Source organism: Bowmanella denitrificans (assembly GCF_002887595.1).
Taxonomy (GTDB): domain Bacteria; phylum Pseudomonadota; class Gammaproteobacteria; order Enterobacterales; family Alteromonadaceae; genus Bowmanella; species Bowmanella denitrificans.
The window spans coordinates 94,815-120,348 of sequence record NZ_PEBU01000002.1; the positions used below are offsets into that span (position 1 = coordinate 94,815).

The following is a 25,534-nucleotide window of genomic DNA, read 5'->3' on the forward strand; positions in this document are numbered from 1 at the left end:
AGAGATTACCCCTAAATGACGACAAATGAAACGCAAATTGCATTAGCGCCGATGGAAGGCGTGGTAGACCATCTGATGCGTGATATGTTGACCAGTTTGGGTGGCTTTGACTTGTGCGTTACTGAGTTTGTCCGGGTTGTGGATATGCTGTTGCCACCCAGGGTGTTTTACCGGCTTTGTCCTGAACTTTATCACCAGGGGCGCACGCCTGCCGGGGTGCCGGTAAGAGTACAACTGCTGGGACAGGATCCGCAATGTCTGGCGGAAAATGCAGCCCGCGCGGTGGAATTAGGCTCTCACGGGGTGGACCTGAATTTTGGCTGCCCGGCGAAAACGGTGAATAAAAGTAAAGGTGGCGCGGTATTGCTAAAAGAAACCGACACCTTATACCAGATTGTGCACGCTGTACGGCAAAGTGTACCTGCTGGCCAACCCGTGACGGCAAAGATGCGCCTGGGGTTTGAAGATAAGAGCCTGGCTATTGACAATGCCCTGGCATTAGAAGCCGGGGGAGCCAGCCTGATTACCATTCATGCTCGCACTAAGGTGGAGGGGTATAACCCACCGGCTTACTGGGATTGGATCGCCAGAATTAAGCAGCAGGTCAAGGTGCCACTGGTTGCCAATGGCGAAATCTGGTCGGCAGAAGACGCCAGGCAATGTCAACTGCAATCAGATTGCCAGGCCATCATGCTAGGGCGCGGAGCCCTGTCTTTGCCTAATCTTGCCAGTGTGATTAAACATCAGCATCAGCCGATGCGCTGGGACGAGGTCAGAGCCTTGCTGACACGTTACTCTGGCTATGAGATATACGGTGATAAAGGCAAGTACTATCCAAATCGGATTAAGCAGTGGTTGGGCTACTTAAAACGCCAGTATCATCAGGCCGACAGCCTGTTCAATCAAATTCGTGCCATGCAAAGCTCGGAGCAGATTGTGGACGCACTGCGTTAGCGCACAAAAGAATGATAGCCGAAAGATAACCCGCTCCTGGTTAGCTCTGCAACGCCGCACCTTGTCGCAAGGATCTTGATTCCGCTCGGCAATTTTGCTCTAGTGATTTTTCCTATAATCACAAGAACCCTCGCGGACTAATAGGGAATACATGAAAAAACAACAATATACCGGCAGGTTGCTAATGGCCACGCTGGCCTTGGCGGTAGTGGCAGGCTGCGGTAAAAAAAATGAGCCAGAACAAGCGCCACTGGTGGAAATAAACCGGGATCCTTACCCCAGCACTTACCAAGCCCTTGCTTCTGAAACAACCCTTATCACCAACGTCAGTATTCTGGATGGTTTGGGCGGCCAGATTGACAACGGCGCCGTGCTGTTCAAAGACGGTAAAATTGTTCAGGTTGGGCAAAATATCCCGCCCTCCGAAGGAGCCAAAGTTATCGATGGTAAAGGCAAATGGGTGACGCCCGGTATTATTGATGTACATAGTCACCTGGGTGTGTATGCCACCCCTGATGGCCCGTCCCATTCCGATGGTAACGAGGCCACCAAACCCGTAACTGCGCAGGTTTGGGCAGAACATTCCATCTGGCCGCAGGATCCAGGCTTTCGCCGGGCGCTGGCAGGGGGCGTGACCAGTCTGCAAATCTTGCCAGGGTCTGCCAACCTGGTCGGCGGCCGCTCAGTGACGGTAAAAAATCTGCCGGGGCGGACGATTCAGGATATGAAATTCCCTGATGCACCTTATGGGCTGAAAATGGCCTGTGGTGAAAATCCCAAGCGTGTGTACGGCGACAAGGGCGGTCCTGCTACCCGGATGGGCAATGTGGCTGGCTATCGTCAGGCCTGGGCCGATGCTCAGGATTATCAGCGTAAGTGGGATAAATATGTCGAAGAACATAAAGCCGGTAAAAACCCGACCCCACCTAAGCGCGATCTAACCCTGGATACCCTGGCGGGCGTATTAAACGGCGATATTCTGGTGCATATGCACTGCTACCGTGCCGACGATATGGGCACCATGCTGGACCTGATGAAAGAATTTAATTATCAGATCACGTCCTTCCAGCATGCGGTAGAGTCATACAAAATTGCGGATCGGCTGGCGACGGACAAGGTATGTTCGGCCATGTGGGCAGATTGGTGGGGCTTTAAGATGGAAGCCTATGACGGTATTCGTGAGAACATTCCCATGGTACATAAAGCCGGTGCCTGTGCCATTGTGCACTCCGACAGTGATTTGGGCATTCAGCGCTTAAACCAGGAAGCGGCTAAAGCCCTGGGAGATGGTCAGCGTGCCGGTATCGACATCAGCAAAGCTGAGGCCTGGCAATGGCTGTCGGCCAACCCGGCAAAATCCCTGGGTATCTTTGATAAAACCGGGTCGCTGGAAGCGGGTAAAAACGCTGATCTGGTGCTTTGGAGTGCGGATCCATTTTCCACTTACGCCCAGGCTGAGCGTGTCTATATTGACGGAGGGCTGGCCTTTGACCGCCAGAATCCAGCCAGTTGGCCGGTCTCTGACTTTGAATTGGGGCAACCAGGTGAAGGGGACGTAAAATGAAAAAAACAACCATAGCGCTGCTTACCGGTTTGCTGAGTCTGACGGCTCAGGCAGAGAATATTGCCATCGTGGGAGGCTATGTGCACACCTTGTCTGCGCAAGGCAGCTTGGACAATGGTACGGTACTGATTCGTGATGGGCGGATTGAAGCGGTGGGGCAGGCCATCGACATTCCGGCCCACTTTCGGGTCATCGACGCCAAGGGCAAGATTGTCACCCCCGGATTGATAGGCGCCTACACTTCTGTGGGCCTGGTTGAAGTGAGCTCTTCAGCCGGAACCGTTGATGCCAGTTATGCGCCGCAGGATTTTTCCAAAGCCGGTGCGGCGCTGGATGTGTCTTATGCCATTAACCCGGATAACTCGGTGGTGGATGTCAGCCGTATTGAAGGTTTTACCCTGGCTGCCACCGGGATGTCCAACACGCATAGTTTGTTTGGTGGCCAGGGCGCTATCATCAGTTTAGGTGACCGGGACAACCTGGTGAAACCCCGCGCCTTTATGAGCCTGGCGGTGGACAATCACGGTGCCGATGATGTCGGCGGCAGCCGGGCTGCATTGTGGCCGCAGATTGAAAATGCCTTTGCCGAAGCTCAGTCCTTAAATGGCAAGGTGCTTGGACCCAAAGACGAGTGGCATGGGCAATTGAGCAAGGCCGATGTCAACGCGTTGATACCCGTAGTAAATGGTCAGATGCTGTTGGTGGTGGATGCCAGAAGGGCATCTGATATTCGCCAGGTATTGGCCTTTAAGGCACGTCACGCGAAAATCAAACTGGCGCTGTTGCGAGCCACCGAAGGCTGGCGGCTGGCCGACGAGATTGCGGCGGCTGGTGTGCCTGTGATCCTCGACCCTGAACCAAACCTGCCTTATGCCTTTGATATGCTGGGCTCGACTATGGCCAATGCCGGACGCCTGGCAGAGGCTGGCGTAGCGCTTTCTATCGGGGTGGAAACCCATAATCTGCGTCTGGCCACACAACACGCAGGCAATGCAGTGGCTAATGGTTTACCCTGGCAGGACGGACTGGCTGCCCTGACCATTAATACCGCTAAGTTATTCGGCATTGATAAAGATTTTGGCAGCCTGGAAAAGGGCAAAGTGGCTGATGTGGTGATTTGGTCCGGTGATCCGCTGGAAGCCATGCAGGCTCCTGAACAGGTATTAATTGATGGAGAACCAATAAAAATGGAATCGCGTCAGACGAAACTCAGAGACAGGTATCTGAATCTGAACAGCGATACCCCGCATCAATATATGCGACCTTAAACCAGAAAAGCGCCAGTAGGCGCTTTTTTTATAGCTTAGTAAAGTTTACTTCCCCAACCCAGCTTGGTGCGCAATACATTAAAGTAATTGTAACTGCGCGGATGGATCAGACGCAGTGTGTATGGATTTTTGCGGATCTGTATTTCATCACCGGGCAGAACGCTGAGCACCACATGGCCATCACAGCTGACCTGCAGGGCTTCAGTATTATCATGAGATACCACTAAACGTACCACGCTATTAGCATCCACTACGATGGGGCGGCTGCTGAGGGTGTGCGGGAACATGGGCACCAGGGTCAGGGCATCCAGGTTCGGGGTTAAAATGGGGCCGCCACCGGAAAGCGAGTAGGCGGTTGAGCCGGTGGGCGTTGCCACAATCAGGCCATCGGAGCGCTGACTGAAAACAAACTGGTCATCGATATGGACTTCAAACTCCATCATATGTGCCACTTTACCGTGGTGAAGTACGGCTTCATTCACCGCGGCGTTACTGCTTTTCAGTTGATTGTGACGATAGACCTCCACTTCCAGCAAAAAACGCTGCTCGGTGGCATAATCACCGCTGAAGATTCCCTCCAACTGACGTTCCACGTCATCCGGGTGGATATCGGTCAAAAACCCCAGATTGCCCCTGTTGACACCGACCACGCCGACATTAAAACGTGACAACACCCGAGCCGCGCCCAGCATATTGCCGTCGCCGCCCACCACAATAGCCAGGTCGGCATGCTGACCGATGGCCACCAGATCCATAACCTCCAGATCGTCCAGATCCAGCTCTTTAGCGACCCGCTCTTCAACCAGAATGCGCTTACCTTTTGCTTTGAGGAAACGGTAAAGCGCTTTGAGGCTTTCATTGGCACCCTGATGCTGAGGTTTTCCAATCAAGCCAATATTGTCAAAAGGGGTTTGCATAACGGTAACTATCGCTGAACTTGTCTATCTATTTGAAAATAATAAGGGTTAGCTAACAAAAAGTCGCTGATAATCGGAATTGACCAGATAAATTACATGGAAATCTGCTTTTACCCCTTGAATCGCCCGTCACTATCCCCATTTACCCAAACGATTTTGGCATTCTAATAGGTTTTACGGAGAGGCGAATGAGCACCGAGCAGCAGCCACAGCAAGAACAGCAGCCACAAAACGACGTGAATCAGCCACAGGATCAGGTTGAACAGACCGAGGTGAGTCCTGAGCAGCAGCGTATCAGTGAGCTGGAAAAGGCCCTGGCCGAGGCAGAATCCAATCTGGCCGAGCAGAAGGATTCCGTATTGCGGGCCCGTGCGGATATGGAAAATACCCGCAGACGTGCAGATGCAGAAGTGGACAAGGCTCGTAAGTTTGCCCTGGAGCGCTTTGCCGGTGAACTGCTGACCGTTATTGACAATCTGGAACGCGCCCTGCAAGTGGCAGATGCGTCCAACGATGCGGTTAAATCGCTGGTGGAAGGTGTAGAGCTGACCTACAAGTCCTTTATTAACACCGTGGAAAAATTTGGTCTGAAGATCATCGATCCACAAGGACAACCTTTTAACCCCGAATTACACCAGGCTATGGGTATGCAGGAAAGTGCCGAGTTGGAACCCAATTCGGTGATGGCCGTTATGCAGAAAGGTTATGAACTTAATGGCCGGCTATTGCGTCCGGCTATGGTAATGGTATCCCGTGCCCCTGAAGGCGGCGTGGATGTTGAAGCCTGATCTCAGGCAAATAAACACAACTTTTTTGGGGAAATTTTTTTACCGCCTTGTTGAAAATAACAAAGTGGGTCCCCACAAAGAAAGCATCAGTTTTTAAACGAATTTCTGGAGTAAGCTAATGGGTAGAATCATTGGTATTGACTTGGGTACAACCAACTCATGTGTAGCCGTTTTAGACGGTGATAAGCCTCGTGTTATCGAAAACGCCGAAGGGGATCGCACCACCCCCTCCATCATCGCCTTTACTAAAGACGGTGAAACCCTGGTAGGTCAACCAGCCAAGCGTCAGGCGGTTACCAACCCCAAGAACACCCTGTTCGCGATTAAGCGTTTGATTGGTCGTCGCTGGGAAGATAAAGAAGTGCAGCGTGACATTGACATCATGCCGTATTCCATTATCAAGGCCGATAATGGTGATGCCTGGGTTGATGTGAATGACAAAAAGATGGCTCCACCGCAGATTTCTGCCGAAGTGCTGAAGAAAATGAAAAAGACCGCCGAGGACTACCTGGGCGAAGAAGTGACCGCAGCGGTGATTACCGTACCGGCTTACTTCAACGATTCTCAGCGCCAGGCAACTAAAGATGCTGGTCGTATCGCTGGTTTGGAAGTGAAGCGTATTATCAACGAACCAACGGCCGCAGCACTGGCCTATGGTATGGATCGTAAGAAAGGCGACAACGTGGTTGCGGTTTACGATTTAGGTGGTGGTACCTTCGATATTTCCATCATCGAAATCGACGAAGTGGAAGGCGAGCATACCTTTGAAGTACTGGCCACCAATGGTGACACTCACTTGGGTGGTGAAGACTTTGATAACCGTCTGATCACTTATCTGGTGGATGAATTCAAGAAAGACCAGGGTATCGACCTGCGTAAAGATCCTTTGGCCATGCAGCGTCTGAAAGAAGCTGGTGAAAAAGCCAAGATTGAACTGTCGTCTGCCCAGCAGACCGAAGTGAATCTGCCTTATATCACGGCCGACAGCTCCGGTCCTAAGCACCTGACCATCAAAGTCACCCGCGCCAAGCTGGAGTCTTTGGTTGAAGATATGGTGAAGAACTCACTGGAGCCGGTGAAACAGGCGCTGGCCGATGCCGATCTGTCGGTCAATGATATCCACGATATCATTCTGGTTGGCGGTCAGACCCGTATGCCACTGGTGCAGAAATATGTCACCGAGTTCTTTGGTAAAGAGCCACGTAAAGACGTTAACCCTGACGAAGCCGTTGCCGTGGGCGCTGCTATTCAGGGTGGTGTACTGGCCGGTGATGTGAAAGACGTACTGCTGCTTGACGTGACACCATTGTCTCTGGGGATTGAAACCATGGGCGGTGTGATGACCAAGCTGATTGAGAAAAACACCACAATTCCGACGAAGAAGTCACAGGTGTTTTCTACCGCTGAAGACAATCAGTCTGCGGTAACAGTGCATGTACTGCAAGGTGAGCGTAAGCAGGCTTCCGGTAACAAATCTCTGGGTCAGTTCAACCTGGAGGGTATCCGCGCCGCCATGCGTGGTCAGCCACAAATCGAAGTGACCTTTGATATCGATGCCGACGGTATTCTGCATGTTTCTGCCAAGGACAAAGATACAGGTAAAGAGCAGAAGATCACGATTCAGGCGTCCAGTGGTTTGTCGGAAGATGAAATCAACAGCATGGTGCAGGATGCTGAAGCCAACGCCGAAGCGGATAAGAAGTTTGAAGAGTTGGTGCAGGCCCGCAACCAGGCCGACGGCATGGTTCACGCTACCCGTAAACAGGTAGAAGAAGCTGGCGATGCGCTGGGCGCGGATGACAAGGCCAAGATCGAAGAAGCATTGTCAGCACTGGAAAGCGCCATTAAAGGCAGCGACAAGGCTGAAATCGAAGCTAAAACTCAGGCACTGATCGAAGCCTCCGGCAAGCTGATGGAAGTGGCGCAAGCCAAAGCACAGCAAGCTCAGGGCGGCGAAGGTGCGCAGAGCCAGCAGGGCTCAGCAAAATCCGGTGACGACGATGTGGTTGATGCCGAGTTTGAGGAAGTAAAAGACGACAAGAAATAATCTTGCGTCACCATTAACGTGACCGCTTTGGCGGTCACGCTTAAGTGGGGTCAGAGTAGAATTACTTGTCAGACACTGGCAACCAGTTAATTTTACTCTGACCCCATTTAGCTGTATTCGGGAGCAGATAAGTCATATGTCCAAACGAGACTATTACGAAGTGCTGGGGGTGGCCAAAGACGCCGCCGAGCGCGATATTAAGAAAGCCTACAAGCGCCTGGCCATGAAATATCACCCTGACCGGACACAGGGCGATAAAGCACTGGAAGAGAAGTTCAAGGAAATCCAGGAAGCCTATGAAATCCTGACCGACGAGCAAAAACGTGCTGCCTACGACAGGTTTGGTCACGCTGGCGTGGATCCGAACCGTGGTGGCGGGCATGGTGGTCACGCTGATTTTGGTGATATTTTCGGCGATGTGTTTGGCGATATTTTTGGCGGCGGGCGTCGCCAGTCAAGAGCACGTCAGGGCTCAGACCTGCGCTACAACCTGGAAATGAGCCTGGAAGATGCTGTTCGTGGCAAAAATGTCGAGATTAAAGTGCCGACTTTGGTTGGCTGCGACGAATGTGACGGCTCTGGTGCCAAGAAGGGCACCAGTCCTACCACTTGTCCTACCTGTCACGGGCAAGGCCAGGTGCAGATGCGTCAGGGTTTTTTTGCCGTGCAGCAAACCTGTCCTACCTGTTCAGGACGGGGCAAGATAATTGCCGACCCATGTCGTAAATGCCATGGCCATGGCCGTATGGAAAAAACCAAGACTCTGTCGGTTAAAGTGCCGGCTGGCGTCGACACCGGGGATCGGATTCGCTTAAGTGGCGAAGGTGAAGCCGGAGAAATGGGTGGCCCGGCTGGTGATCTATACGTACAGGTACATATCAAGGACCATCCTATCTTTGTGCGGGATGGCAACAACTTGTATTGCGAAGTGCCCATCAGCTTTACCCGGGCGGCTTTGGGCGGTGAAATCGAAGTGCCAACATTGGATGGCAAGGTGAAACTTAAAGTGGCACCTGAAACCCAAACCGGCCGGATGTTCCGCTTACGCGGCAAAGGTGTGAAGTCGGTACGCAGCGGCTCCGTTGGGGACCTGATGTGCAAAGTGGTAGTGGAAACACCGGTAAACCTGACCTCCAGACAGAAAGAGTTACTTGAAGAGCTGGATAAGTCGATGGGTATAGGTGATGAAGCGGCAAAGTATCGTCCTAAAGAAAAAGGCTTCTTTGATGGCGTCAAGAAGTTCTTTGACGACTTGACCAACTGATAATATCTGAATGTAAAGCCCTGCCAAAGCAGGGCTTTTTTTTGTGTCTGTAATGTAAATAAACTGATCGACAGGATCAATTCTGAAAAGATTGATTAACCTTTTGTTATTTAAGGATTTATTTGTCATTTTGTTTGACTTATTTGATGCGCAGTTCTAGCTTGAATAGTGCTTAAGCCAAGGTGGGCTCACCGATTCATTTATTAATGTGATCAACTAAAAGGATGTTTATATGAAAACTTTCGCAATGACGATAGGCGTTGCCTGTGCAACTTTGTCCGGCACCGCTTTAGCTGCGCAAATGGTCTATGACATAGACGGTTTAGCCCGCCATACAGATTACGCAGATGGGCCGCTGGAAGCGGCGGCCACCCACAATGACAATGCCAGAGATGCACAGGTTTATCTGTATCGCCGGCATGCCCGGTCTTCCTGCAGCAGTGCTGCTTTCTATGCTGCCGATGACGGTACTTACCTGGCATCAGCGCGATTGGTGACTATTGCGCCTGCTGTGGATATAGCGCAGGGGCGCTTTCCTGACACCGCGCTGGAAGTGGATAAGGTATTGCAGGTCAGTTGCACGGATGAAGCCGGGCAGGCCTACCTGGTTCAGCACAAAATCGCTTCTGTGCCAAAGATAGACTGGCTGGCCGAGGTCGTACCAGCCGGAGAGTTTGTTCAGGTTAATCAAGGTTACAGTTACCACAGTGCCATTGAATACGACGGCAGCTTATCGGTGGATAACCGCACCCGGCAGGGCCATTGCCAGGTCACACAAGACCGTGGTGTGGCGCTAGGTTTATTCAATGGCCAGTCGGGTAAAAGTCACTTCCACGCTGATGTGTTTGTTACCCATAAGGTGGTCGCCAATAACCAGCCAGTGCTACTGCAGTCAGTGGAGTGCACGAACCCGGCTGGTACCACCAAGTTGCTCAAAGTCTGGGATCTTACCAATGAACAGCGGATTGATCTGATAGAAGATATCAAGATCATCCGATAGGCGCTCAATCAATCCTATAAAGTACAGGTCCGGTAGAGCGTGTTGACCTTTTGAGTATGATTTTGCAGCAGTTTGTGGGCCCTTTATACAAGGCAGCGCGAACGTGGTGTAGTGATTCTACATGAGTGAGTAATAACGCCGTAGAAAGGGCCCACAAGCGCTGCCCGAAGGGTTCAACCCAGCCTCTCCTGTTCGGTGTTGCCGGGCTCTGACTTTGGTTCACTAGTCCTGCAGCCCGACCTCGTGACAAGAAGAGACTGGATTTGGACAAATTCTATACTCAAAAGGTCAACACGCTCTGATATGCCGGACTTTTTTTATCCATAGCAACATGCTTGAATGGCATAACAACACCACAAAGAGAATGACATGAAAGCACTAAGCGGGTGGATCCTGTTATTGATCAGCGTTTTTGCATATGCCGATAACAATAGCCTGTACCAAAGCATGATCTACAAACAAGGCGAACAGACGCTGCAATACCGCATTCTTTACCCGCAAGGCTTTGACAAGCACAAACGTTACCCGCTGGTCCTGTTTTTACATGGCGCCGGTGAGCGTGGCAGTGACAATACCCTGCAACTGACACATGGGGGGGCACTCTTTGCCGACAACGCAGTCCGGGACGACTATCCCGCCATTGTGGTATTCCCTCAGGTACCCAAAGACCAATATTGGGCAAATGTGTCAGTTAACCGCGACACTCAACCTGTTCAACTGCAGTTCTCTGCGGCACCTGTCCCCACACAGGTGATGGCATTAACCCTGGCATTGATGGATGAACTGGTTGCCAAACCTTATGTGGATGACAGGCGTGTGTACATCGGTGGTTTATCCATGGGGGGCATGGGCACACTGGAGATGCTTTATCATCGTCCTGATATGTTTGCTGCTGCGATTGCTATCTGTGGTGGGGGGAAAGAACAAATGGCGACACATTATCGCAAGGGCATGCCAGTGTGGCTGTTCCATGGTGAGGAAGATCAGGTCGTGGACCCTGAGTTATCACGTCAGATGCACAGTGCCATAGTCGCTGCGGATGGTCAGGCCAAATTAACCCTGTATCCCGGCGTGGGACATGACAGTTGGACGGCGACTTTTGCCGAGCCAACGCTGCTGCCCTGGTTGTTTTCCCATCAATTGCCGTAACACAAAGCAGGTGGTGAGAAACACGCCATTTTCACTGATAAGGAGCAGTTCTATGCGGCTAGGCTTGATGCTGTGTTTTTGTTGTATCGCAGGCAAGGGGCTGGCAGAGGATAACATCATTGATGTGGGTCTGCATTATGCCGCGCCTTGGGCCTACGCGGATGCAAGCGGGCAAGTTGTAGGGATTGACTATGACGTGGTTAAGCAGATTTTTTCCCAGGCCGGCTATGAACTGCGGGTCGAGCTGTTTTCCCATGAACGCATGCTGCAGAAGTTCAGACACAAAGAGCTGGATTTTGTCAGCCCGGTGGCCTTTGATATTCCCGGCGCGCATCGAACTTTAGCCTATATGGAAATTGAAGATGTGGCCGTCAGTCTGGACACCGCAGGTTTAAATAATCTGGTGCTTGAGGACCTGGCCGATATGCGTATCGTCGCTTATCAAAAAGCGGCTGACGTATTGGGAAAGGGCTTTGTGGATGCCTTGAACCCGGATGCCTATCTGGAAATAGTTGACAGACAGCGGCAGTTTGAACTGCTGACCAACCATAAAGTGGATTTGGTTATCGGCGACAAGCTGGTGTTGAAGTATTTTGCCCAAAAACGCCTGGGCAAAGGCAAGATACGCATCCATTCGCTGTTCGACAAGCAAGCCTATCCTGCAGCAGCCTGGGATCCGCAACTGGTCAGTGTGTTTAATCAAGGGCTGCAGACCCTAAAGGGCAGTGAAGCATGGAACCGCATTATGGCAAAACCCAGACCATAGCAAGGGTTGATATATTGTTTCTGTTTAACTAGCCGTTTAGATGGCTGACGATGGCTGGGAATTCAGGCACAATGCCAGCCAAACAGGTGAATTGGATAACAAGATGATAAATGTCGGGATCTTTGGTGCCAATGGACGGATGGGCAGAGTACTGATTGAGGCGCTGCAGCACAATGACCAAGCACAGTTAACGGCGGCGTTAGTGCGTAGCGGTTCAGATTGGCTGGGTATGGATGTGGGGGAACTGGCCGGCATTGGTCGGCAAGGTCTGACGGTCAGTGACCGTCCCGATGAGCAAGCCGATAGCGTCGAGGTGATGATTGATTTCACCTTGCCAGAAGCGCTGGAAAGCAATTTAAATTGGTGTATTGCGCACGGTAAGCCCGTGGTCGTGGGGACAACGGGGCTGAATGCGGCACAAAAAGCTTTGCTGCAACAGGCCGCCACCAAGATTCCGGTGGTTTTTGCCGCCAATTACAGCGTTGGGGTGAACCTGCTGCTTAATTTACTGAGGCAAACCGCCAGGGTAATGGGCGAGAGTTGCGATATTGAGATCTGGGAAGCCCACCACCGGCATAAAGTGGATGCGCCATCCGGCACGGCCGTTGCCATGGGTGAGGCAATTGCCGATGCATTAGGTCGTGATCTTGACCAATGTGCGGTGTACGGCAGGCAAGGGCATACCGGCGCCAGGCCACAGCAGCAGATCGGTTTTGCCACCATTCGCGCCGGCGACGTGGTAGGCGAGCATACCGCCTTGTTTGCCGATATTGGTGAACGGCTTGAGCTGACGCATAAGGCCAGCAGTCGTCTGACCTTCGCTAACGGCGCGGTCAGAGCGGCAATCTGGCTTAAAGACAAGCCCGAAGGATTATACGATATGCAGCAGGTGCTAGGCCTGCAGAGCTAACAAAAACGGGGCTGGTAAGCCCCGTTTTTTATGGCGAATTAACAGTTTACGGAAGCTCAACTGTCAGGACAGGACTGGCCAGATTGCTGGCATCCACTGTCACCTGATACTCACCACCTTCAGACAGAGATAAGGTCAGGTTGTCGTTGCTGCCTGGTACCAGATTCACTGTATCACCCGGTGTCACAGTGCTGTTGCCACCCAGGTTGGCACCTCCCGTACCGCCCCAGTCAGCATCGGCAATCTTAAAAGCATGATTGCCGGCTGGCAGAGTCAGTATCGCCCGATAGCGTCCGTTACCAGCAAATGGCAACGGCATAGTGGTGCCCCAACCATTCAGACTGCCACGCAGATAAAGCGTATGACTGCCATAGGGAGGGGGAATGGCAGAAGGATCGTCAGGGATAACGGTCAGGCTCGGGCTGGCACTATTACTGGCATCCAGTGCAAAGCGATACTCACCGGCCTGAATAATGTCGAGACTCAGATTATTTCCTTGCTGGTAAATCGTTTGTGCCTGTCCAATCGCGACTTGGAAACCGCCGCCCAGATTGGCGCTGGCAAAATCTGCATCGGCAATTTTAAACTCAAAGGTGCCTGGCTGCAGTTGCACATCCAGGGTATATCTGTCGTTACCCTGATAGTGAAAAGGCATGGAGGTATCCCAGCCGTTCAGACCGCCGCGCAGAAAGATAACCTTCTCACCATAAGGGGGTAGGGCACTTAAGCCGTAGCCCTGCTCGCCGTTTTGCGGTTTAACAAATACCGCAGAGGTACGAGGCGGCACAGTGAACAGGTTGTCACTGATACTGACCTGCTGTAAGCGACTATCCAGCGAATGTTGCTGCACCGGATGCAGTACAAAGCCACTGGCATTGTTAATCCGGATGCTTTGCGTGACAGCGCTGCTGTTAAAAACAACCAACAAGGCATCCAGGGTCGGATCCAGGTCTGTTAAACCCAGACCGTCATCCAGACTCATTGCAATAAGTCCCTGCACCTGTTCAGCACCGGTGTTATGGAATTTAAGACGCTGACGGACTTGCTCTACCTGGCGCAGTCTCAGCAGTGGACTGCCGGCGCGAATCTGCACAAATTCTCTGAATATGACTGCGCTGAAGGCGATGTCAGATGGGCCAACCTGACTGTTGGGGTTAGCGCTGGCGGCACCGATGGCCTGCCAGTTATTCTGATTGTCGGCTGCGCGGGGCAGACCCACATTCCAGTTATTTGTGCTCATACTGAAATCGACACGGTTAAACCAGTCGCCTGAATCATAGGTATTGCGATCCATGGATTTTGAGCGCAGCAAATCTGAGCCCAGATGCAGGAATGGAATTCCCTGACTCAGCAATGGATAACTCAGGGCCTGATTCTGAATACGTACTCGCTCGGCAGCATCAAGATCCGAAGGCAGAACTAGTTGCAGCTTGTCCCACAATGTTTCATTGTCGTGCTTGGATACATAGTTGACCGTGTCAGCCGGGTCTTGTGCATAGCCCGCGGGTTGGCCGTTCCACTGATAGTCATAGGCAGACAGGTAGTTACCGCTGGCAGCCACAAATTCAAAGCTGCCGATATTCCCTGCCAGACCGATGCGGGTGGTATCCTGCTCGTGCAAACTGCCACCGGCGCTGAACAGGGCACCGCTGCGCAGCGCTTCACGCTGTCTGTCAGAGAAGGTGCCGACCTCGGTGCCCGCCATGGCTAACTGAGAAGCCTGTTCAAAGCGCCGGTTATTCACCACCTCGCCGAAGTTCCAGCCTTCGCCATAGAAATAGGTGTCTGGATCTACTGCCCTGACGGCTTCTCTGGCCGCCAATACTGCTTCACGGGGAATATGGCCCATCAGATCAAAGCGAAAGCCGTCAAAGCCAAACTGCTGGGCGAATATTACCAAAGAGTCGTCCATCAGCTTGCTCATCATACGCATTTCCGTTGCGGTGTTTTCGCAACAGGTGGAGTTCTCGATACGGCCACTGACCTCATTAAGACGCTGGTAATAGCCAGGGACCAGCTTGTCCAGCACCGAATTGTCGTACAGGCCTGAAGAAGCCGTATGGTTGTACACCACATCCAGTACTATGCGCAGCCCCATCTCATGCAAGGCCAGATTCATGGCACGCATTTCCACAATTCGCGCTTCACCATCCGGATCGGTGGCATAGCTGCCCTCTGGCGCGGCGAAATGCTGTGGGTCGTAACCCCAGTTAAATCCGTCCAGACTGCGCATAGATTCAACCAATGCCTGGGCGTCTGCTGTACCTGGGGTATAGCCTTCCAGCACTTGTTGTATGGTGGTGCTGGGATTTTCCACGCCACACACCGGCGCCGCGGCGTTGAACTGACACAGGCGCGCTACGGTATCGGTCAGCTCGACCCGTTTGCTGGTATCTTCTTCGACAGAAGCAATATCATTGGCCGGTAACAGGTGAATATGGGTAAGACCCGCCTGTTGCAGTGCCCGAATATGCTGTACCGACTGACTACCGGCTTCGGTAAAGGCCAGGTACTTACCGCGGTTGGCGCTGCTGACCGTTTCATCCCAGATACTGAAATCACGAATATGGGTTTCATAGATAATACTGTCTTCCGGCGCAGCAACAGTAGGTACCGGATGGTTGTCCCAACCGGCAGGTTTAAGGTCAGCATCATCCAGATTAACCAACTGGCTGAAACGCCCATTGGTAGACAAACTCAGCGAATAAGGGTCTGTGGTACTCAGAGTTTCAAACTGTTCGGTGAGTGGGTGATAAACATCCAGCTGGAACCGGTAGAATTGCCTGTCTAATTCAGCTTTTGGGCCTGTAAACGTCCAGATGCCAGTGTCATTGTCACGCTGCATTGGGTGGCTGGCGATGGGGTTCTTTTGCTTGTCATACAGTGCGATAGACAAGCTTGTGGCGGTGGGCGCCCAGACCGAGACGCGGATCTGTTCACCCAGATATTGGACCCCCAGTACCGTCTCATCGGCATCGTCATTTGCTCTGGTGTAAAGATAGTCCAACAGCCTTGCTGACTGCACCCGGGTGGCGTCTAACAGATTGCCGTCACTGTCCAGTGCCACGGCAATAAGTTGAGCGCGGGCCAGTTGCTTGGCATCGTCGTCGGTTAAGCTCAAATTAAAGCCGCTGAAACCTTGCAGTTGAGGATCGCGCTGATAAAAACCGTCGTCAGCTTGCTGTGGCAGCAATGCCACAAAACTGGTGTTTTGCAGGGTATTTAAATCAAGGGGAGACAGGCCCGCTGACGCGCTATGATAAAGGCGGTACTCATCGGCCTGGCCGGTTTGCCAAAGGAGTGTGTCGGTAGCCAGCCAATGCGCTCGCGCACCGTCCAGAAATAAAGGACGCGTGGTAATAGGTTGGTACCAGATTTCCGGGTAACCATCAAAAGTGAAACCTTGTTGTCCCTGCCCGGGCACAAAACGGCTGTTGTCCGGTCCCAGTGCTTTAGCATCGCCCTTGTGAATAATAAAGTTGTAGCAAGCGGCACCAGGTTCAATGCTCAGAATGTAGTAGGCACCGTATTGGGCATGCACGCCATCTGCCGGATAGGGATTGGCCCAGTTGGCAAAATGCGGGCTGTCGCTGGTTGGCGAAGCATAGTTGCCACAGCCTTCGCCTTGCCACAAATGCAGACCCCAACCGCTGTAGTCCTGATCCTCGCGCTGGTAGAACAAGGCAATTTGGTTTTCAGCCAGCACCAGGCCGGTGTCAGATGTGCTGCTTTGCGATTGCAAACGCAGTGATAAAGACAGGGGGATGCGCTCCAGACTCAGCATCAAATTAAATTGCAGCGATTGTCCCTGGGTCAGCGTGTTGGTATCCAGCAGGAGATAAGGTTTACCGTCCAGTTCGCCATCGGCATTCAGGATGCTGTGGCTGCTGGCATCCACCATCACGCGCATCGTACCCGACAGGGGGGTACTGCCATGGTGGGTCAGAGTGACCAGGCTGCGATATTGTTGATTGACACGGTCAAATACCGGTCGTGAGGCATAGTCAAAAGTCACTTCCTGCTGATCCTGCCAGTCGGCGGACGCTGGCAGGCACAAGACGCATAGCAGTAGGCCTAACAGATAACGTGTCATCAGATGGTTCTCCTGCGCATCAACAGCAGGCCCAGCAATAATAAAGCGGGCAGGGGCGGCTCTGGCACTTGGGTAGAAACAGCATCCAGGCGGACATTATCAATGGCTAAACTGGAAAATAAACCATCCCCTATGGCCAGCCCTTCCTGCAGACTAAAGTCCAGGAACCAGCCCGATTGATTATAAAAGCTGCTGTCGAGTTGCACAGAGAATGTGCCCGAGCCATAGCTGCTCAGCCCGTTCATAGCAGACTGCAACAGAGCACCAAGTTGTCCATCAGCCCCATACAGATTGCCCAACCCGTCATTTAGAGCAATATTGAAGAAATCGCCTATTTGCGGATCGCCATCGGTGCCGAAAAACGCCCAGTCGAAACTTAGCCACAGAGACTGACCGGCGGCCATGCTCAGATCCAATTCCTGATACAAGGTGTTGGCAAAAAACGCGCTGGCACTTTGACCGTCATCTACGCTTAACACCGCGCGGCAGTCGCCGGCGTTATTGTCTATGGCAAAGTCACCGGTCGGACCGGGGTCGCCGCTGCCATCCGTATCCAGACTCCAACCGCTGAGGGTGCAGCTTTGGAAATCGCCGTTAGAAATCATGGCCGCCTGGGCTGACCCGGCGCAGAACAGGTAGAAAGGCAACAGCAGAGATAAATAAGGTTTCACTGGTTTCTCCAGAAGTGTTAACGGAATATTTACAACTGCCTGACATTAGATGAATGAAAACTCGTCAGGCAAGGGCTTCAGGCTGGTAAATCCGCTGAATACGTATGCAGTTGTCAGGCTGTCGGATTTTTTAACAAATGGCTTGGTGAGAATAGACGGCTAGTAGTTTTTTTGCCTTGATGGGCTGGTGTATGGCAAGAACACTGCTGCCGATTTCCAGGCGGGTAGGAAAGCGGCCCTGTCAGCATGCCAACGGACAGGCTTGGGCTGTCAGAGAATTATACAGTTGGGGCGCTGATGAGCGGCGTCGACCTGGATTAGGAGCGCCATACAAGGCTGCATGCGCGCTTAGAACAAGGACTGTATGAAGGATACTTATGCTTTTGTGTGTTTTGCCTTATTTTTGAGGTTAAAGGTCTATTTATATAAAATTTCCAATTCAGAATGGACGGATTTGTCAAGTTAATGTAGACTACTACGAATTTGCCAAAATTTTGCTATTTACCGGGAGAAACCGGCTTGCAGAGCCAGCAAAACAAGTAAACGGGATGTAAATTAACAATTTACGCCCGTTTTTTTTAGGTTGCCAAAAGATCCATATCGCTCAGTAAATGGGTATGGATAGCGAATAGGAGGTTGACTTGACTAAATCCGCCCTTTTGGTCCTTGAAGACGGCACAGTTTTCAAAGGGACCGCCATCGGAGCCGAAGGTATTGCTGTAGGAGAGGTGGTGTTTAATACCGCCATGACAGGATATCAGGAGATCCTCACCGACCCGTCCTATGCCGAACAGATAGTGACCCTCACATACCCCCACATTGGTAATACCGGCACCAATGATGAGGACCAGGAGTCCAACCGAATTTGGGCAAAAGGCCTGATTATCCGAGACCTCCCCCTGATCGCCAGTAATTTCCGCAACCAGCAAAGCCTTTCTGATTATCTCAAACAACATAACATTCTTGGTATCGCAGACATCGACACCCGTCGTCTGACCCGCGTGCTACGTTCAACCGGTGCACAGAACGGTTGTATCGTCGCTGGTGACAACCTGGATGAAGCCAAAGCATTAGCGGCCGCCAAGGCATTTCCTGGGTTGAAAGGCATGGATCTGGCCAAAGTGGTGTCCACTGATGAGGCCTTTGTGTGGAATCACGGTTCATGGCGCTTAGGCAAGGGCCACGATGAAAATCGTGAAGATCTGCCTTTTCACGTGGTGGCCTATGATTTTGGTGCCAAGCTCAACATTCTGCGTATGTTGGTCGACCGCGGTTGCAAATTGACTGTGGTGCCAGCTCAAACCAGTGCCGAAGAGGTACTGGCCATGAATCCTGATGGCGTGTTCCTGTCTAACGGCCCTGGTGACCCAGAGCCTTGTACTTATGCTATTGAGGCGATTCAAACCATTCTGGCGAAAAATATTCCGGTATTCGGTATCTGCCTTGGCCACCAGTTGTTGGCGCTGGCCAGTGGTGCCAAGACCATGAAGATGAAACATGGCCATCACGGTGCTAACCACCCGGTGAAAGACATTCCCAACAATCGCGTGATGATCACCAGCCAGAATCATGGTTTTGCGGTGGACGAAGACAGCCTGACAGATAATCTGCAAGTGACGCATATTTCCCTGTTCGACAAGACCATCCAGGGCATTCATCGTACCGATAAACCGGCCTTCAGTTTCCAGGGGCACCCGGAAGCGAGTCCAGGGCCGCACGATGCCGCACCGCTGTTTGACCATTTCATCGAATTGATTGCGGCCAGCAAGAAGTAATAGGGGGAAGCATGCCAAAACGTAACGACCTACAAAGTATTTTGATTCTCGGTGCCGGCCCTATTGTTATTGGTCAGGCCTGTGAATTTGACTATTCCGGCGCCCAGGCCTGTAAGGCCCTGCGTGAGGAAGGTTTCCGGGTGATTCTGGTGAATTCCAACCCGGCTACCATCATGACTGACCCGGAAATGGCCGATGCCACCTATATCGAGCCGATTCACTGGGAAGTGGTGAAAAAAATCATCGAAAAAGAACGCCCCGATGCAATTCTGCCAACCATGGGGGGCCAGACTGCCCTGAACTGTGCGTTGGAGCTGGATAAGCATGGCGTACTGGCCGAGTTTGGTGTGGAGATGATTGGTGCCACTGCCGATGCCATTGACAAGGCCGAAGACCGTGAGCGTTTTGACCAGGCCATGAAGAGCATCGGTCTGGAATGTCCTCGCGCGGAAATTGCCCACACCATGGAACAAGCCCACGATGTGCTGTCGCGTATCGGCTTCCCTTGTATTATCCGTCCGTCTTTCACCATGGGCGGCACCGGTGGCGGGATTGCTTACAACATTGACGAGTTTGAAGAAATTTGTCGCCGCGGACTGGATTTGTCACCCACCAACGAACTGCTGATTGATGAATCGCTGATCGGTTGGAAAGAATACGAAATGGAAGTGGTGCGGGATAAAAACGATAACTGCATTATCGTGTGTACCATTGAAAACTTCGATCCTATGGGGATTCACACCGGTGACTCTATCACGGTGGCACCAGCGCAGACCCTGACCGACAAAGAATTCCAGATTATGCGTAATGCCGCCATGGCGGTTCTGCGTGAAATCGGTGTGGAAACAGGTGGTTCTAACGTACAGTTCGGTGTAGACCCACAAACCGGCCGCATGGTGATTATCGAGATGAACCCCAGGGTGTCCCGTTCATCTGCGCTGGCCTCCAAAGCGACCGGCTTCCCCATCGCTAAGGTGGCGGCCAAGCTGGCGATTGGTTATACCTTGGATGAGCTGGCCAACGACATTACCGGTGGTTTAACCCCGGCATCGTTTGAACCGGCTATCGACTATGTTGTGACCAAGATCCCACGTTTTAACTTCGAAAAATTCCCTGGCGCCAATGACCGCCTGACCACCCAGATGAAGTCGGTTGGCGAGGTGATGGCCATTGGTCGTAACCAGCAGGAATCCTTGCAAAAGGCCATTCGCGGTTTGGAAATTGGTTTCCATGGCTTTGATCCTGTGGTGGATATTCAGGACCCCGAAGCCAAAACCAAGATCGTTCGCGAGCTGCGTGAAGCCGGTGCTGAGCGTTTGTTCTATATTGCCGATGCAATGCGAATTGGCATGACGGTAGACGAAATCTTTGCCCTGACCAATATCGACCCCTGGTTCCTGGTGCAAATTGAAGAGTTGGTGCAACTGGAAATCGATGTGACCGAACGTGGTTTATCCGGTATTGATGCTGATTTTATGCGCAAGCTTAAGCGTAAAGGCTTCTCTGATGCACGCCTGGCCGCGCTGACCAATGTGGCGGAAGCTGATGTGCGCGGCAATCGCCATAAGCAAGGCGTTGTGCCGGTATACAAGCGAGTGGATACCTGCGCAGCAGAATTTGCCACCAGCACTGCATACATGTACTCCAGTTACGATGAAGAGTGTGAAGCCAATCCATCTGACCGTGACAAGATTATGGTATTGGGCGGTGGCCCGAACCGTATCGGTCAGGGTATCGAATTTGACTATTGCTGCGTACACGCGGCGCTGGCCATGCGTGAAGACGGTTATGAAACCATTATGGTTAACTGTAACCCGGAAACCGTTTCCACCGACTACGACACCTCAGACCGTTTGTACTTTGAACCCGTGACGCTGGAAGATGTACTGGAAATCGTGCGGGTTGAGAAACCCAAAGGTGTGATCGTGCAGTATGGTGGCCAAACACCATTAAAACTGGCTCGCGCCCTGGAAGCAAATGGTGTGCCCATTATCGGCACCAGCCCGGATGCCATTGACCGTGCAGAAGACCGTGAACGTTTCCTGCAGATGGTGCATAAGCTGAACCTGAAACAACCGGCCAATGCCACGGTCAGCAATGTTGAGCAGGCCCTAGAGCAGGCCGAGCGTATCGGCTTCCCACTGGTGGTTCGTCCTTCCTATGTACTGGGTGGCCGCGCCATGGAAATTGTCTACGACATTAAGGATCTGAAACGCTATCTGAATGAAGCGGTGAAAGTGTCCAATGATTCCCCCGTGCTGCTGGACCGTTTCCTGGATGACGCCATCGAAGTGGATATCGATGCCATTTGCGACGGCGAGAATGTGGTGATCGGCGGCATTATGGAGCACATTGAGCAAGCCGGGGTGCACTCAGGTGACTCTGCCTGTTCACTACCGCCTTACAGCCTGGATAATGCCATTCAGGACAAAATGCGTGAGCAGGTGAAGGCCATGGCCCTGGAACTGGGTGTGGTAGGTCTGATGAACACTCAGTTTGCGGTAAAAGACGGTGAAGTCTACCTGATTGAGGTTAACCCACGTGCCGCCCGTACCGTGCCTTTTGTGTCTAAAGCCACCGGTGTGGCACTGGCCAAAGTTGCCGCCCGGGCTATGGTTGGGCAGACTCTGGTGCAGCAAGGTGTCACGGAAGAAATTATCCCACCTTATTATTCGGTTAAGGAAGTGGTGATCCCCTTTGCCAAATTCCAGGGTGTGGATCCACTGCTTGGCCCTGAAATGCGTTCTACCGGTGAAGTCATGGGCGTAGGGGATAGCTTCGAAGAGGCCTATGCCAAGGCTAATCTGGGTGCCAGTGCACCCTTACCTAAACGTGGTAAGGCGCTGCTGTCGGTGCGTGAAAACGATAAACGCCGTCTGGTTGAATTGGCTAAAGCCATGCTGGCCAAAGGCTTTAAGCTGGAAGCCACCAAAGGCACTGCACAGGTGATTACCGAGGCGGGATTGGATTGTGCGGTGGTGAACAAACTGTCGGAAGGGCGTCCGAATATTGTGGATGCCATTAAGAATGGTGAGTACTGCTATATCATCAATACCACCGAAGGGCGTCAGGCAATTAACGATTCTGTGTACATTCGTCGCGAAGCACTCTTGAATAAAGTGGCGTATACCACCACTATGAATGCAGCGTTTGCTACCATGCATGCCCAGGAAGCCGATGATCGGGCCAGGGTAAGCTCAGTACAGGAATTACACGAGAGAGTAAGTCGTTAATGCAACAGATACCCATGACAGCCAAGGGCGCACAACAATTGCGTGAAGAGCTGAATCATCTGAAGTCGGTAAAACGGCCGCAGATTATCCAGGCCATAGCCGAAGCCCGTGAACACGGCGATCTCAAAGAGAATGCCGAGTACCATGCTGCCCGTGAGCAGCAGGGCTTTTGCGAAGGCCGTATTCAGGATATTGAAGCCAAGTTATCGGTGGCGCAGATTATTGATGTCACCAAGATGCCTAACAACGGTAAGGTGATTTTCGGTGCAACGGTAACCCTTTTAAATCTGGATACCGACAGCGAAATTACCTATCGCATCGTGGGCGATGATGAAGCGGATATTAAAAATAACCTGATCTCGGTGAATTCGCCCATTGCCCGCGGCCTGATTGGTAAAAGCCAGGATGATGTTGTGAATATCCAGACGCCGGCAGGGGTTGTGGAGTATGAAATTATCGAAGTTGAATACCTGTAATTTGGTAGGTAACTGATGATGAGAAAAGGGCCTGATGGCCCTTTTTTATTTTAATCATGCGGCGTCTTTATGTTCTGTGCTACATTCAAGGAGCATGAAATCGCCCTTTCTGTACCTCATTATCGGGCTGGCCTTTACGGTCACAGCCGAAAACGAAAAGCCAGTCCTCAAATTCGGCTATACCGAAGCTTGTCCGCATATGTGTCCAAATGAAGAAAATCAGGGATTTACTACTGATATTGCGCGAAGTATTTTTGTCGAACAATTTGGCTACACCGTGGAGTTTTATGCTTTGCCCTGGGCGCGCGCGGTGGCCGACGTGGCTAAAGGGGAGTTGCATGGTGTACTGTCAGCTGGTAAAGACGAGACCCCGGAATTGTGGTTTCCCGAGCGTGAAATAGCGGTACAGAGTGATTGTTTTATCGGTCTTGCTTCCGATAATTGGGTGGCTGGTGATATCTATTCCTTTCTCAACAGGCGTACCATCGTATTTAAGGGATGGGCAAATGAATCAGCTTATCGGGCTGCCTTAGGGAGTAGCCAGTATGAGGAACTGTTTGACGATTTCTCAATTGATAGTCGCTACATGGAGAGGGTGGTGAATATGGTGAAATTAGGTCGAGCCGATGCATTCTGGATGGACGTCAATGTCTATGCCTATTATCAACAGCGCTACCCACAACTGTTTGATGCACAGTTAAAAAACTTAGGCTGTATTAAGTTTCAATACCTTTATCTGGCTTTTTCGCCAGCCTTTGAGCAGCTTTCAGCACAGTTAATGGCCGAGTTTGATGAGGGGATGCAACAATTACGAAAAACCGGAGATTTGGTCAGTATTTTACAGCGTTATGGTGTGCAAGACTGGCACTAACTAGGCTACTTTAACCACCAATATCTTGAAGCCGTTTTTTGCCAAGCCATTTCCTGATATAGGAAATGGCTTGCCAGATCGTCATGGCAAAGCCAGCCATTTAAGATAATCAGACTTTTACAGACTTTGAGCGGGAGTGAAGAAATGGAAGCGAATTTTTGGCAGGATAAATGGCAAAAGCAGGAGCTGGGATTTCATTTGCCAGAGCCGCATCCAAAGCTGGTCAGGCACCTCGCCAGCTTGAAACTGGTGCCCGGTGACATTTTGTTTTTACCCTTATGCGGTAAGAGCCTGGATATCGCCTGGCTGTTAAACCAGGGTTTTCGCGTGACCGGGGCAGAATGGGTGCAAAGTGCTGTGGAGCAGCTTTTTGCTGAGCTGGGTGTCAGACCACAGATCACCGAGCTTGGCCAGGTTAAGAAGTTTAGTGCTGACAACCTGGATATCTTTGTTGGCGATATTTTTGCACTCCATTCTCAGGCTCTGGGGCCTATCGATGCGATATACGACAGGGCTGCATTGGTGGCATTGCCACCCTCAACCCGTCGTCTGTATAGTCAGCACCTGATGGCGCTGACGGGGTGTGCACCGCAATTGCTGATTAGCTTTGATTACCAACAGGAGAGGTTAGCAGGGCCACCTTTTTCGGTGGTGGAGGAGGAAATCAGGGGCTTGTACGCCGAGAAGTTTGCGATAAGCTTACTTGAATCCAAACCCATTAAAGATGGATTAAAAGGCAAGTGTCCGGCTGACGAGCAAATATGGCTGTTACTGCCAAAACAGCTGGGCACTCAATAGCGTCAGGATGATTATCACTGACAACAAAGGACCTGTTTTATTCCGACAGGCAAGGAGGCTGAATTTATGTTTTTTACGAAAGTAGTGACCCTTTGGATCGAGCATCCTGCAGAAGCCGATGGCAAACAATTAACTCAGGGCAACTGGACAAAAGTACGTTACCTGGCATTTGAGCTGTTTAGTCTGCCATTAATGTTGCTGTCGGTTTCCCATGCTGTGGCGCCTAGGTCCGTTAGTTGGCATGAGCAGCGACAACTGCCGGCAAGATACCTTAAATACTATCTCGGCAGCCGCTTTACAGGGTTATGGCTGATTATGCTGGCATTGATGTGCTACACCCTGCATCTGTATCAAACACAACAACAATACCAGCAAATAGTGTCTTCACCGGCCGCGGGCGATCTCTATTTTATGGATTTTAGTCGGTTACTGGATGACAATGCTCAGCCGCTGATACGTCACAGTGCCCGGCTTAACTGGGATCTGTACCAGTATCCCTTTGGTATGGCCAGGATTGAAGAAGTGGATGGCCAGGTCGTAGTCTTGCGCGTTGGCAATATTTTCTATAACTATGCGGCTTCCCCACAGCGTCAGTTGCGCCAATGGCCCTACAACGATAAAAGTCAGGAATCTGCTGTACGAATAATGGTCAGTTTCAACCAACTCAGCCAATGGCTGCAAAGCGGCGACATATATGCTGTTAAGCGCCCGTTGAATGGCCAGGTAGACGGCTTATATCTGCGCGATTTCAGTGCTTTGCAACGACACAGTATCCGCTACGAAAAAGCCGGAAAGTGGTTGGTAGATTAGAAGTGGAAGGATTGGCTAAACGTTATCTACAGATTAATGGGAAGTGGCAGGACCATGTTTTAAGTGCAAAGCTTAATCCACTGACCATGCCCCCAACAAAGTAGACAGAGATTTACCATTCATTGTTGTTGGACTAAAGGTCACCTCACAGTGGGTTGGACGTGAGTCCGACGTTTTTTG

Annotated in this window: 19 protein-coding genes; 16 read left to right on the plus strand and 3 right to left on the minus strand. The window is 51.6% G+C overall.

The features are described from left to right. Window positions 1–15: 15 nt before the first annotated feature. The 3 genes from CSR04_RS03975 to CSR04_RS03985 all read left to right on the plus strand — a co-directional run bounded on the left by CSR04_RS03975 (window position 16) and on the right by CSR04_RS03985 (window position 3,786). Entirely contained in the window at window positions 16–954 is a 939-nt protein-coding gene (locus tag CSR04_RS03975) for a tRNA-dihydrouridine synthase (RefSeq protein WP_216362506.1), read from the plus strand. 151 nt (window positions 955–1,105) lie between these two features. After that, the gene (locus CSR04_RS03980; protein ID WP_102794965.1) at window positions 1,106–2,518 is read left to right on the plus strand and encodes an amidohydrolase; all 1,413 of its coding nucleotides are present in this window, start codon (window positions 1,106–1,108) and stop codon (window positions 2,516–2,518) included. After that, window positions 2,515–3,786 (plus strand): amidohydrolase family protein, encoded by a 1,272-nt coding sequence (locus CSR04_RS03985; RefSeq protein ID WP_102794966.1) that lies wholly within the window; start codon window positions 2,515–2,517, stop codon window positions 3,784–3,786. The genes CSR04_RS03980 and CSR04_RS03985 overlap by 4 nt, the downstream gene beginning before the upstream one ends. A 35-nt stretch (window positions 3,787–3,821) precedes the next feature. Here the strand turns inward: CSR04_RS03985 and nadK are convergent, their stop codons facing one another. Continuing rightward, a complete protein-coding gene (gene nadK / locus CSR04_RS03990) occupies window positions 3,822–4,703 on the minus strand; it encodes an NAD(+) kinase (protein ID WP_102794967.1) in 882 nt (293 codons plus the stop codon). Between the two features lie 188 nt (window positions 4,704–4,891). On the opposite strand from nadK, the gene grpE reads away from it, so the two are divergent. The 7 genes from grpE to dapB all read left to right on the plus strand — a co-directional run bounded on the left by grpE (window position 4,892) and on the right by dapB (window position 12,627). Further along, window positions 4,892–5,491 carry a nucleotide exchange factor GrpE gene (grpE, locus tag CSR04_RS03995; protein WP_102794968.1) on the plus strand — a complete coding sequence of 200 codons (600 nt, stop codon included), beginning with the start codon at window positions 4,892–4,894 and terminating at the stop codon, window positions 5,489–5,491. Between the two features lie 118 nt (window positions 5,492–5,609). Further along, window positions 5,610–7,538, plus strand: coding sequence for a molecular chaperone DnaK (dnaK, locus tag CSR04_RS04000; RefSeq protein ID WP_102794969.1), 1,929 nt, complete (start codon window positions 5,610–5,612; stop codon window positions 7,536–7,538). Window positions 7,539–7,674: 136 nt separating this feature from the next. Next, complete coding sequence (gene dnaJ, locus CSR04_RS04005; protein ID WP_102794970.1) at window positions 7,675–8,802, plus strand: molecular chaperone DnaJ; 1,128 nt, start codon at window positions 7,675–7,677, stop codon at window positions 8,800–8,802. A 232-nt stretch (window positions 8,803–9,034) separates the two neighbouring features. Further along, a complete protein-coding gene (locus tag CSR04_RS04010; protein ID WP_102794971.1) occupies window positions 9,035–9,802 on the plus strand; it encodes a hypothetical protein in 768 nt (255 codons plus the stop codon). A gap of 369 nt (window positions 9,803–10,171) precedes the next feature. Further along, the gene (locus CSR04_RS04020; RefSeq protein ID WP_102794973.1) at window positions 10,172–10,951 is read left to right on the plus strand and encodes a carboxylesterase family protein; all 780 of its coding nucleotides are present in this window, start codon (window positions 10,172–10,174) and stop codon (window positions 10,949–10,951) included. 52 nt (window positions 10,952–11,003) lie between these two features. Beyond that, complete coding sequence (locus tag CSR04_RS04025; protein WP_172449227.1) at window positions 11,004–11,717, plus strand: substrate-binding periplasmic protein; 714 nt, start codon at window positions 11,004–11,006, stop codon at window positions 11,715–11,717. A gap of 103 nt (window positions 11,718–11,820) precedes the next feature. Continuing rightward, on the plus strand, window positions 11,821–12,627 hold the full coding sequence (gene dapB / locus CSR04_RS04030) for a 4-hydroxy-tetrahydrodipicolinate reductase (protein WP_102795480.1): 807 nt from the start codon (window positions 11,821–11,823) through the stop codon (window positions 12,625–12,627). A gap of 46 nt (window positions 12,628–12,673) precedes the next feature. Here dapB and pulA read toward each other — a convergent pair whose 3' ends face one another. Together pulA and CSR04_RS04040 are read right to left on the minus strand one after the other, a co-directional pair. Beyond that, window positions 12,674–16,720: a pullulanase-type alpha-1,6-glucosidase gene (gene pulA, locus CSR04_RS04035; protein WP_102794975.1), complete on the minus strand. Its 4,047-nt coding sequence runs from the start codon at window positions 16,718–16,720 to the stop codon at window positions 12,674–12,676. Further along, complete coding sequence (locus tag CSR04_RS04040) at window positions 16,720–17,391, minus strand: hypothetical protein (RefSeq protein ID WP_102794976.1); 672 nt, start codon at window positions 17,389–17,391, stop codon at window positions 16,720–16,722. Before CSR04_RS04040 ends, pulA begins: the two co-directional genes overlap by 1 nt. 641 nt (window positions 17,392–18,032) lie before the next feature. Between CSR04_RS04040 and carA the strand changes: the two genes are divergently transcribed. The 6 genes from carA to CSR04_RS04070 all read left to right on the plus strand — a co-directional run bounded on the left by carA (window position 18,033) and on the right by CSR04_RS04070 (window position 25,354). Beyond that, entirely contained in the window at window positions 18,033–19,166 is a 1,134-nt protein-coding gene (gene carA, locus CSR04_RS04045) for a glutamine-hydrolyzing carbamoyl-phosphate synthase small subunit (RefSeq protein WP_102794977.1), read from the plus strand. 11 nt (window positions 19,167–19,177) lie between these two features. Further along, window positions 19,178–22,399, plus strand: coding sequence for a carbamoyl-phosphate synthase large subunit (carB, locus tag CSR04_RS04050; protein ID WP_102794978.1), 3,222 nt, complete (start codon window positions 19,178–19,180; stop codon window positions 22,397–22,399). Continuing rightward, entirely contained in the window at window positions 22,399–22,875 is a 477-nt protein-coding gene (greA, locus tag CSR04_RS04055; RefSeq protein ID WP_102794979.1) for a transcription elongation factor GreA, read from the plus strand. Before carB ends, greA begins: the two co-directional genes overlap by 1 nt. Before the next feature lie 94 nt (window positions 22,876–22,969). After that, entirely contained in the window at window positions 22,970–23,746 is a 777-nt protein-coding gene (locus CSR04_RS04060; RefSeq protein ID WP_172449228.1) for a substrate-binding periplasmic protein, read from the plus strand. A gap of 144 nt (window positions 23,747–23,890) precedes the next feature. After that, complete coding sequence (gene tmpT / locus CSR04_RS04065) at window positions 23,891–24,544, plus strand: thiopurine S-methyltransferase (RefSeq protein ID WP_102794981.1); 654 nt, start codon at window positions 23,891–23,893, stop codon at window positions 24,542–24,544. A gap of 66 nt (window positions 24,545–24,610) precedes the next feature. Then, window positions 24,611–25,354 carry a hypothetical protein gene (locus CSR04_RS04070; RefSeq protein WP_102794982.1) on the plus strand — a complete coding sequence of 248 codons (744 nt, stop codon included), beginning with the start codon at window positions 24,611–24,613 and terminating at the stop codon, window positions 25,352–25,354. The last annotated feature ends 180 nt before the right edge of the window (window positions 25,355–25,534 follow it).

What these genes read in the sequence shown, in the direction of transcription:
- CSR04_RS03975 (WP_216362506.1), top strand. Translation starts at nt 16, where the DNA reads ATGACGACAAATGAAACGCAAATTGCATTAGCGCCGATGGAAGGCGTG.
- CSR04_RS03980 (WP_102794965.1), top strand. Translation starts at nt 1,106, where the DNA reads ATGAAAAAACAACAATATACCGGCAGGTTGCTAATGGCCACGCTGGCC.
- CSR04_RS03985 (WP_102794966.1), top strand. Translation starts at nt 2,515, where the DNA reads ATGAAAAAAACAACCATAGCGCTGCTTACCGGTTTGCTGAGTCTGACG.
- nadK (WP_102794967.1), bottom strand. Translation starts at nt 4,703, where the DNA reads ATGCAAACCCCTTTTGACAATATTGGCTTGATTGGAAAACCTCAGCAT.
- grpE (WP_102794968.1), top strand. Translation starts at nt 4,892, where the DNA reads ATGAGCACCGAGCAGCAGCCACAGCAAGAACAGCAGCCACAAAACGAC.
- dnaK (WP_102794969.1), top strand. Translation starts at nt 5,610, where the DNA reads ATGGGTAGAATCATTGGTATTGACTTGGGTACAACCAACTCATGTGTA.
- dnaJ (WP_102794970.1), top strand. Translation starts at nt 7,675, where the DNA reads ATGTCCAAACGAGACTATTACGAAGTGCTGGGGGTGGCCAAAGACGCC.
- CSR04_RS04010 (WP_102794971.1), top strand. Translation starts at nt 9,035, where the DNA reads ATGAAAACTTTCGCAATGACGATAGGCGTTGCCTGTGCAACTTTGTCC.
- CSR04_RS04020 (WP_102794973.1), top strand. Translation starts at nt 10,172, where the DNA reads ATGAAAGCACTAAGCGGGTGGATCCTGTTATTGATCAGCGTTTTTGCA.
- CSR04_RS04025 (WP_172449227.1), top strand. Translation starts at nt 11,004, where the DNA reads ATGCGGCTAGGCTTGATGCTGTGTTTTTGTTGTATCGCAGGCAAGGGG.
- dapB (WP_102795480.1), top strand. Translation starts at nt 11,821, where the DNA reads ATGATAAATGTCGGGATCTTTGGTGCCAATGGACGGATGGGCAGAGTA.
- pulA (WP_102794975.1), bottom strand. Translation starts at nt 16,720, where the DNA reads ATGACACGTTATCTGTTAGGCCTACTGCTATGCGTCTTGTGCCTGCCA.
- carB (WP_102794978.1), top strand. Translation starts at nt 19,178, where the DNA reads ATGCCAAAACGTAACGACCTACAAAGTATTTTGATTCTCGGTGCCGGC.
- greA (WP_102794979.1), top strand. Translation starts at nt 22,399, where the DNA reads ATGCAACAGATACCCATGACAGCCAAGGGCGCACAACAATTGCGTGAA.
- CSR04_RS04060 (WP_172449228.1), top strand. Translation starts at nt 22,970, where the DNA reads ATGAAATCGCCCTTTCTGTACCTCATTATCGGGCTGGCCTTTACGGTC.
- tmpT (WP_102794981.1), top strand. Translation starts at nt 23,891, where the DNA reads ATGGAAGCGAATTTTTGGCAGGATAAATGGCAAAAGCAGGAGCTGGGA.
- CSR04_RS04070 (WP_102794982.1), top strand. Translation starts at nt 24,611, where the DNA reads ATGTTTTTTACGAAAGTAGTGACCCTTTGGATCGAGCATCCTGCAGAA.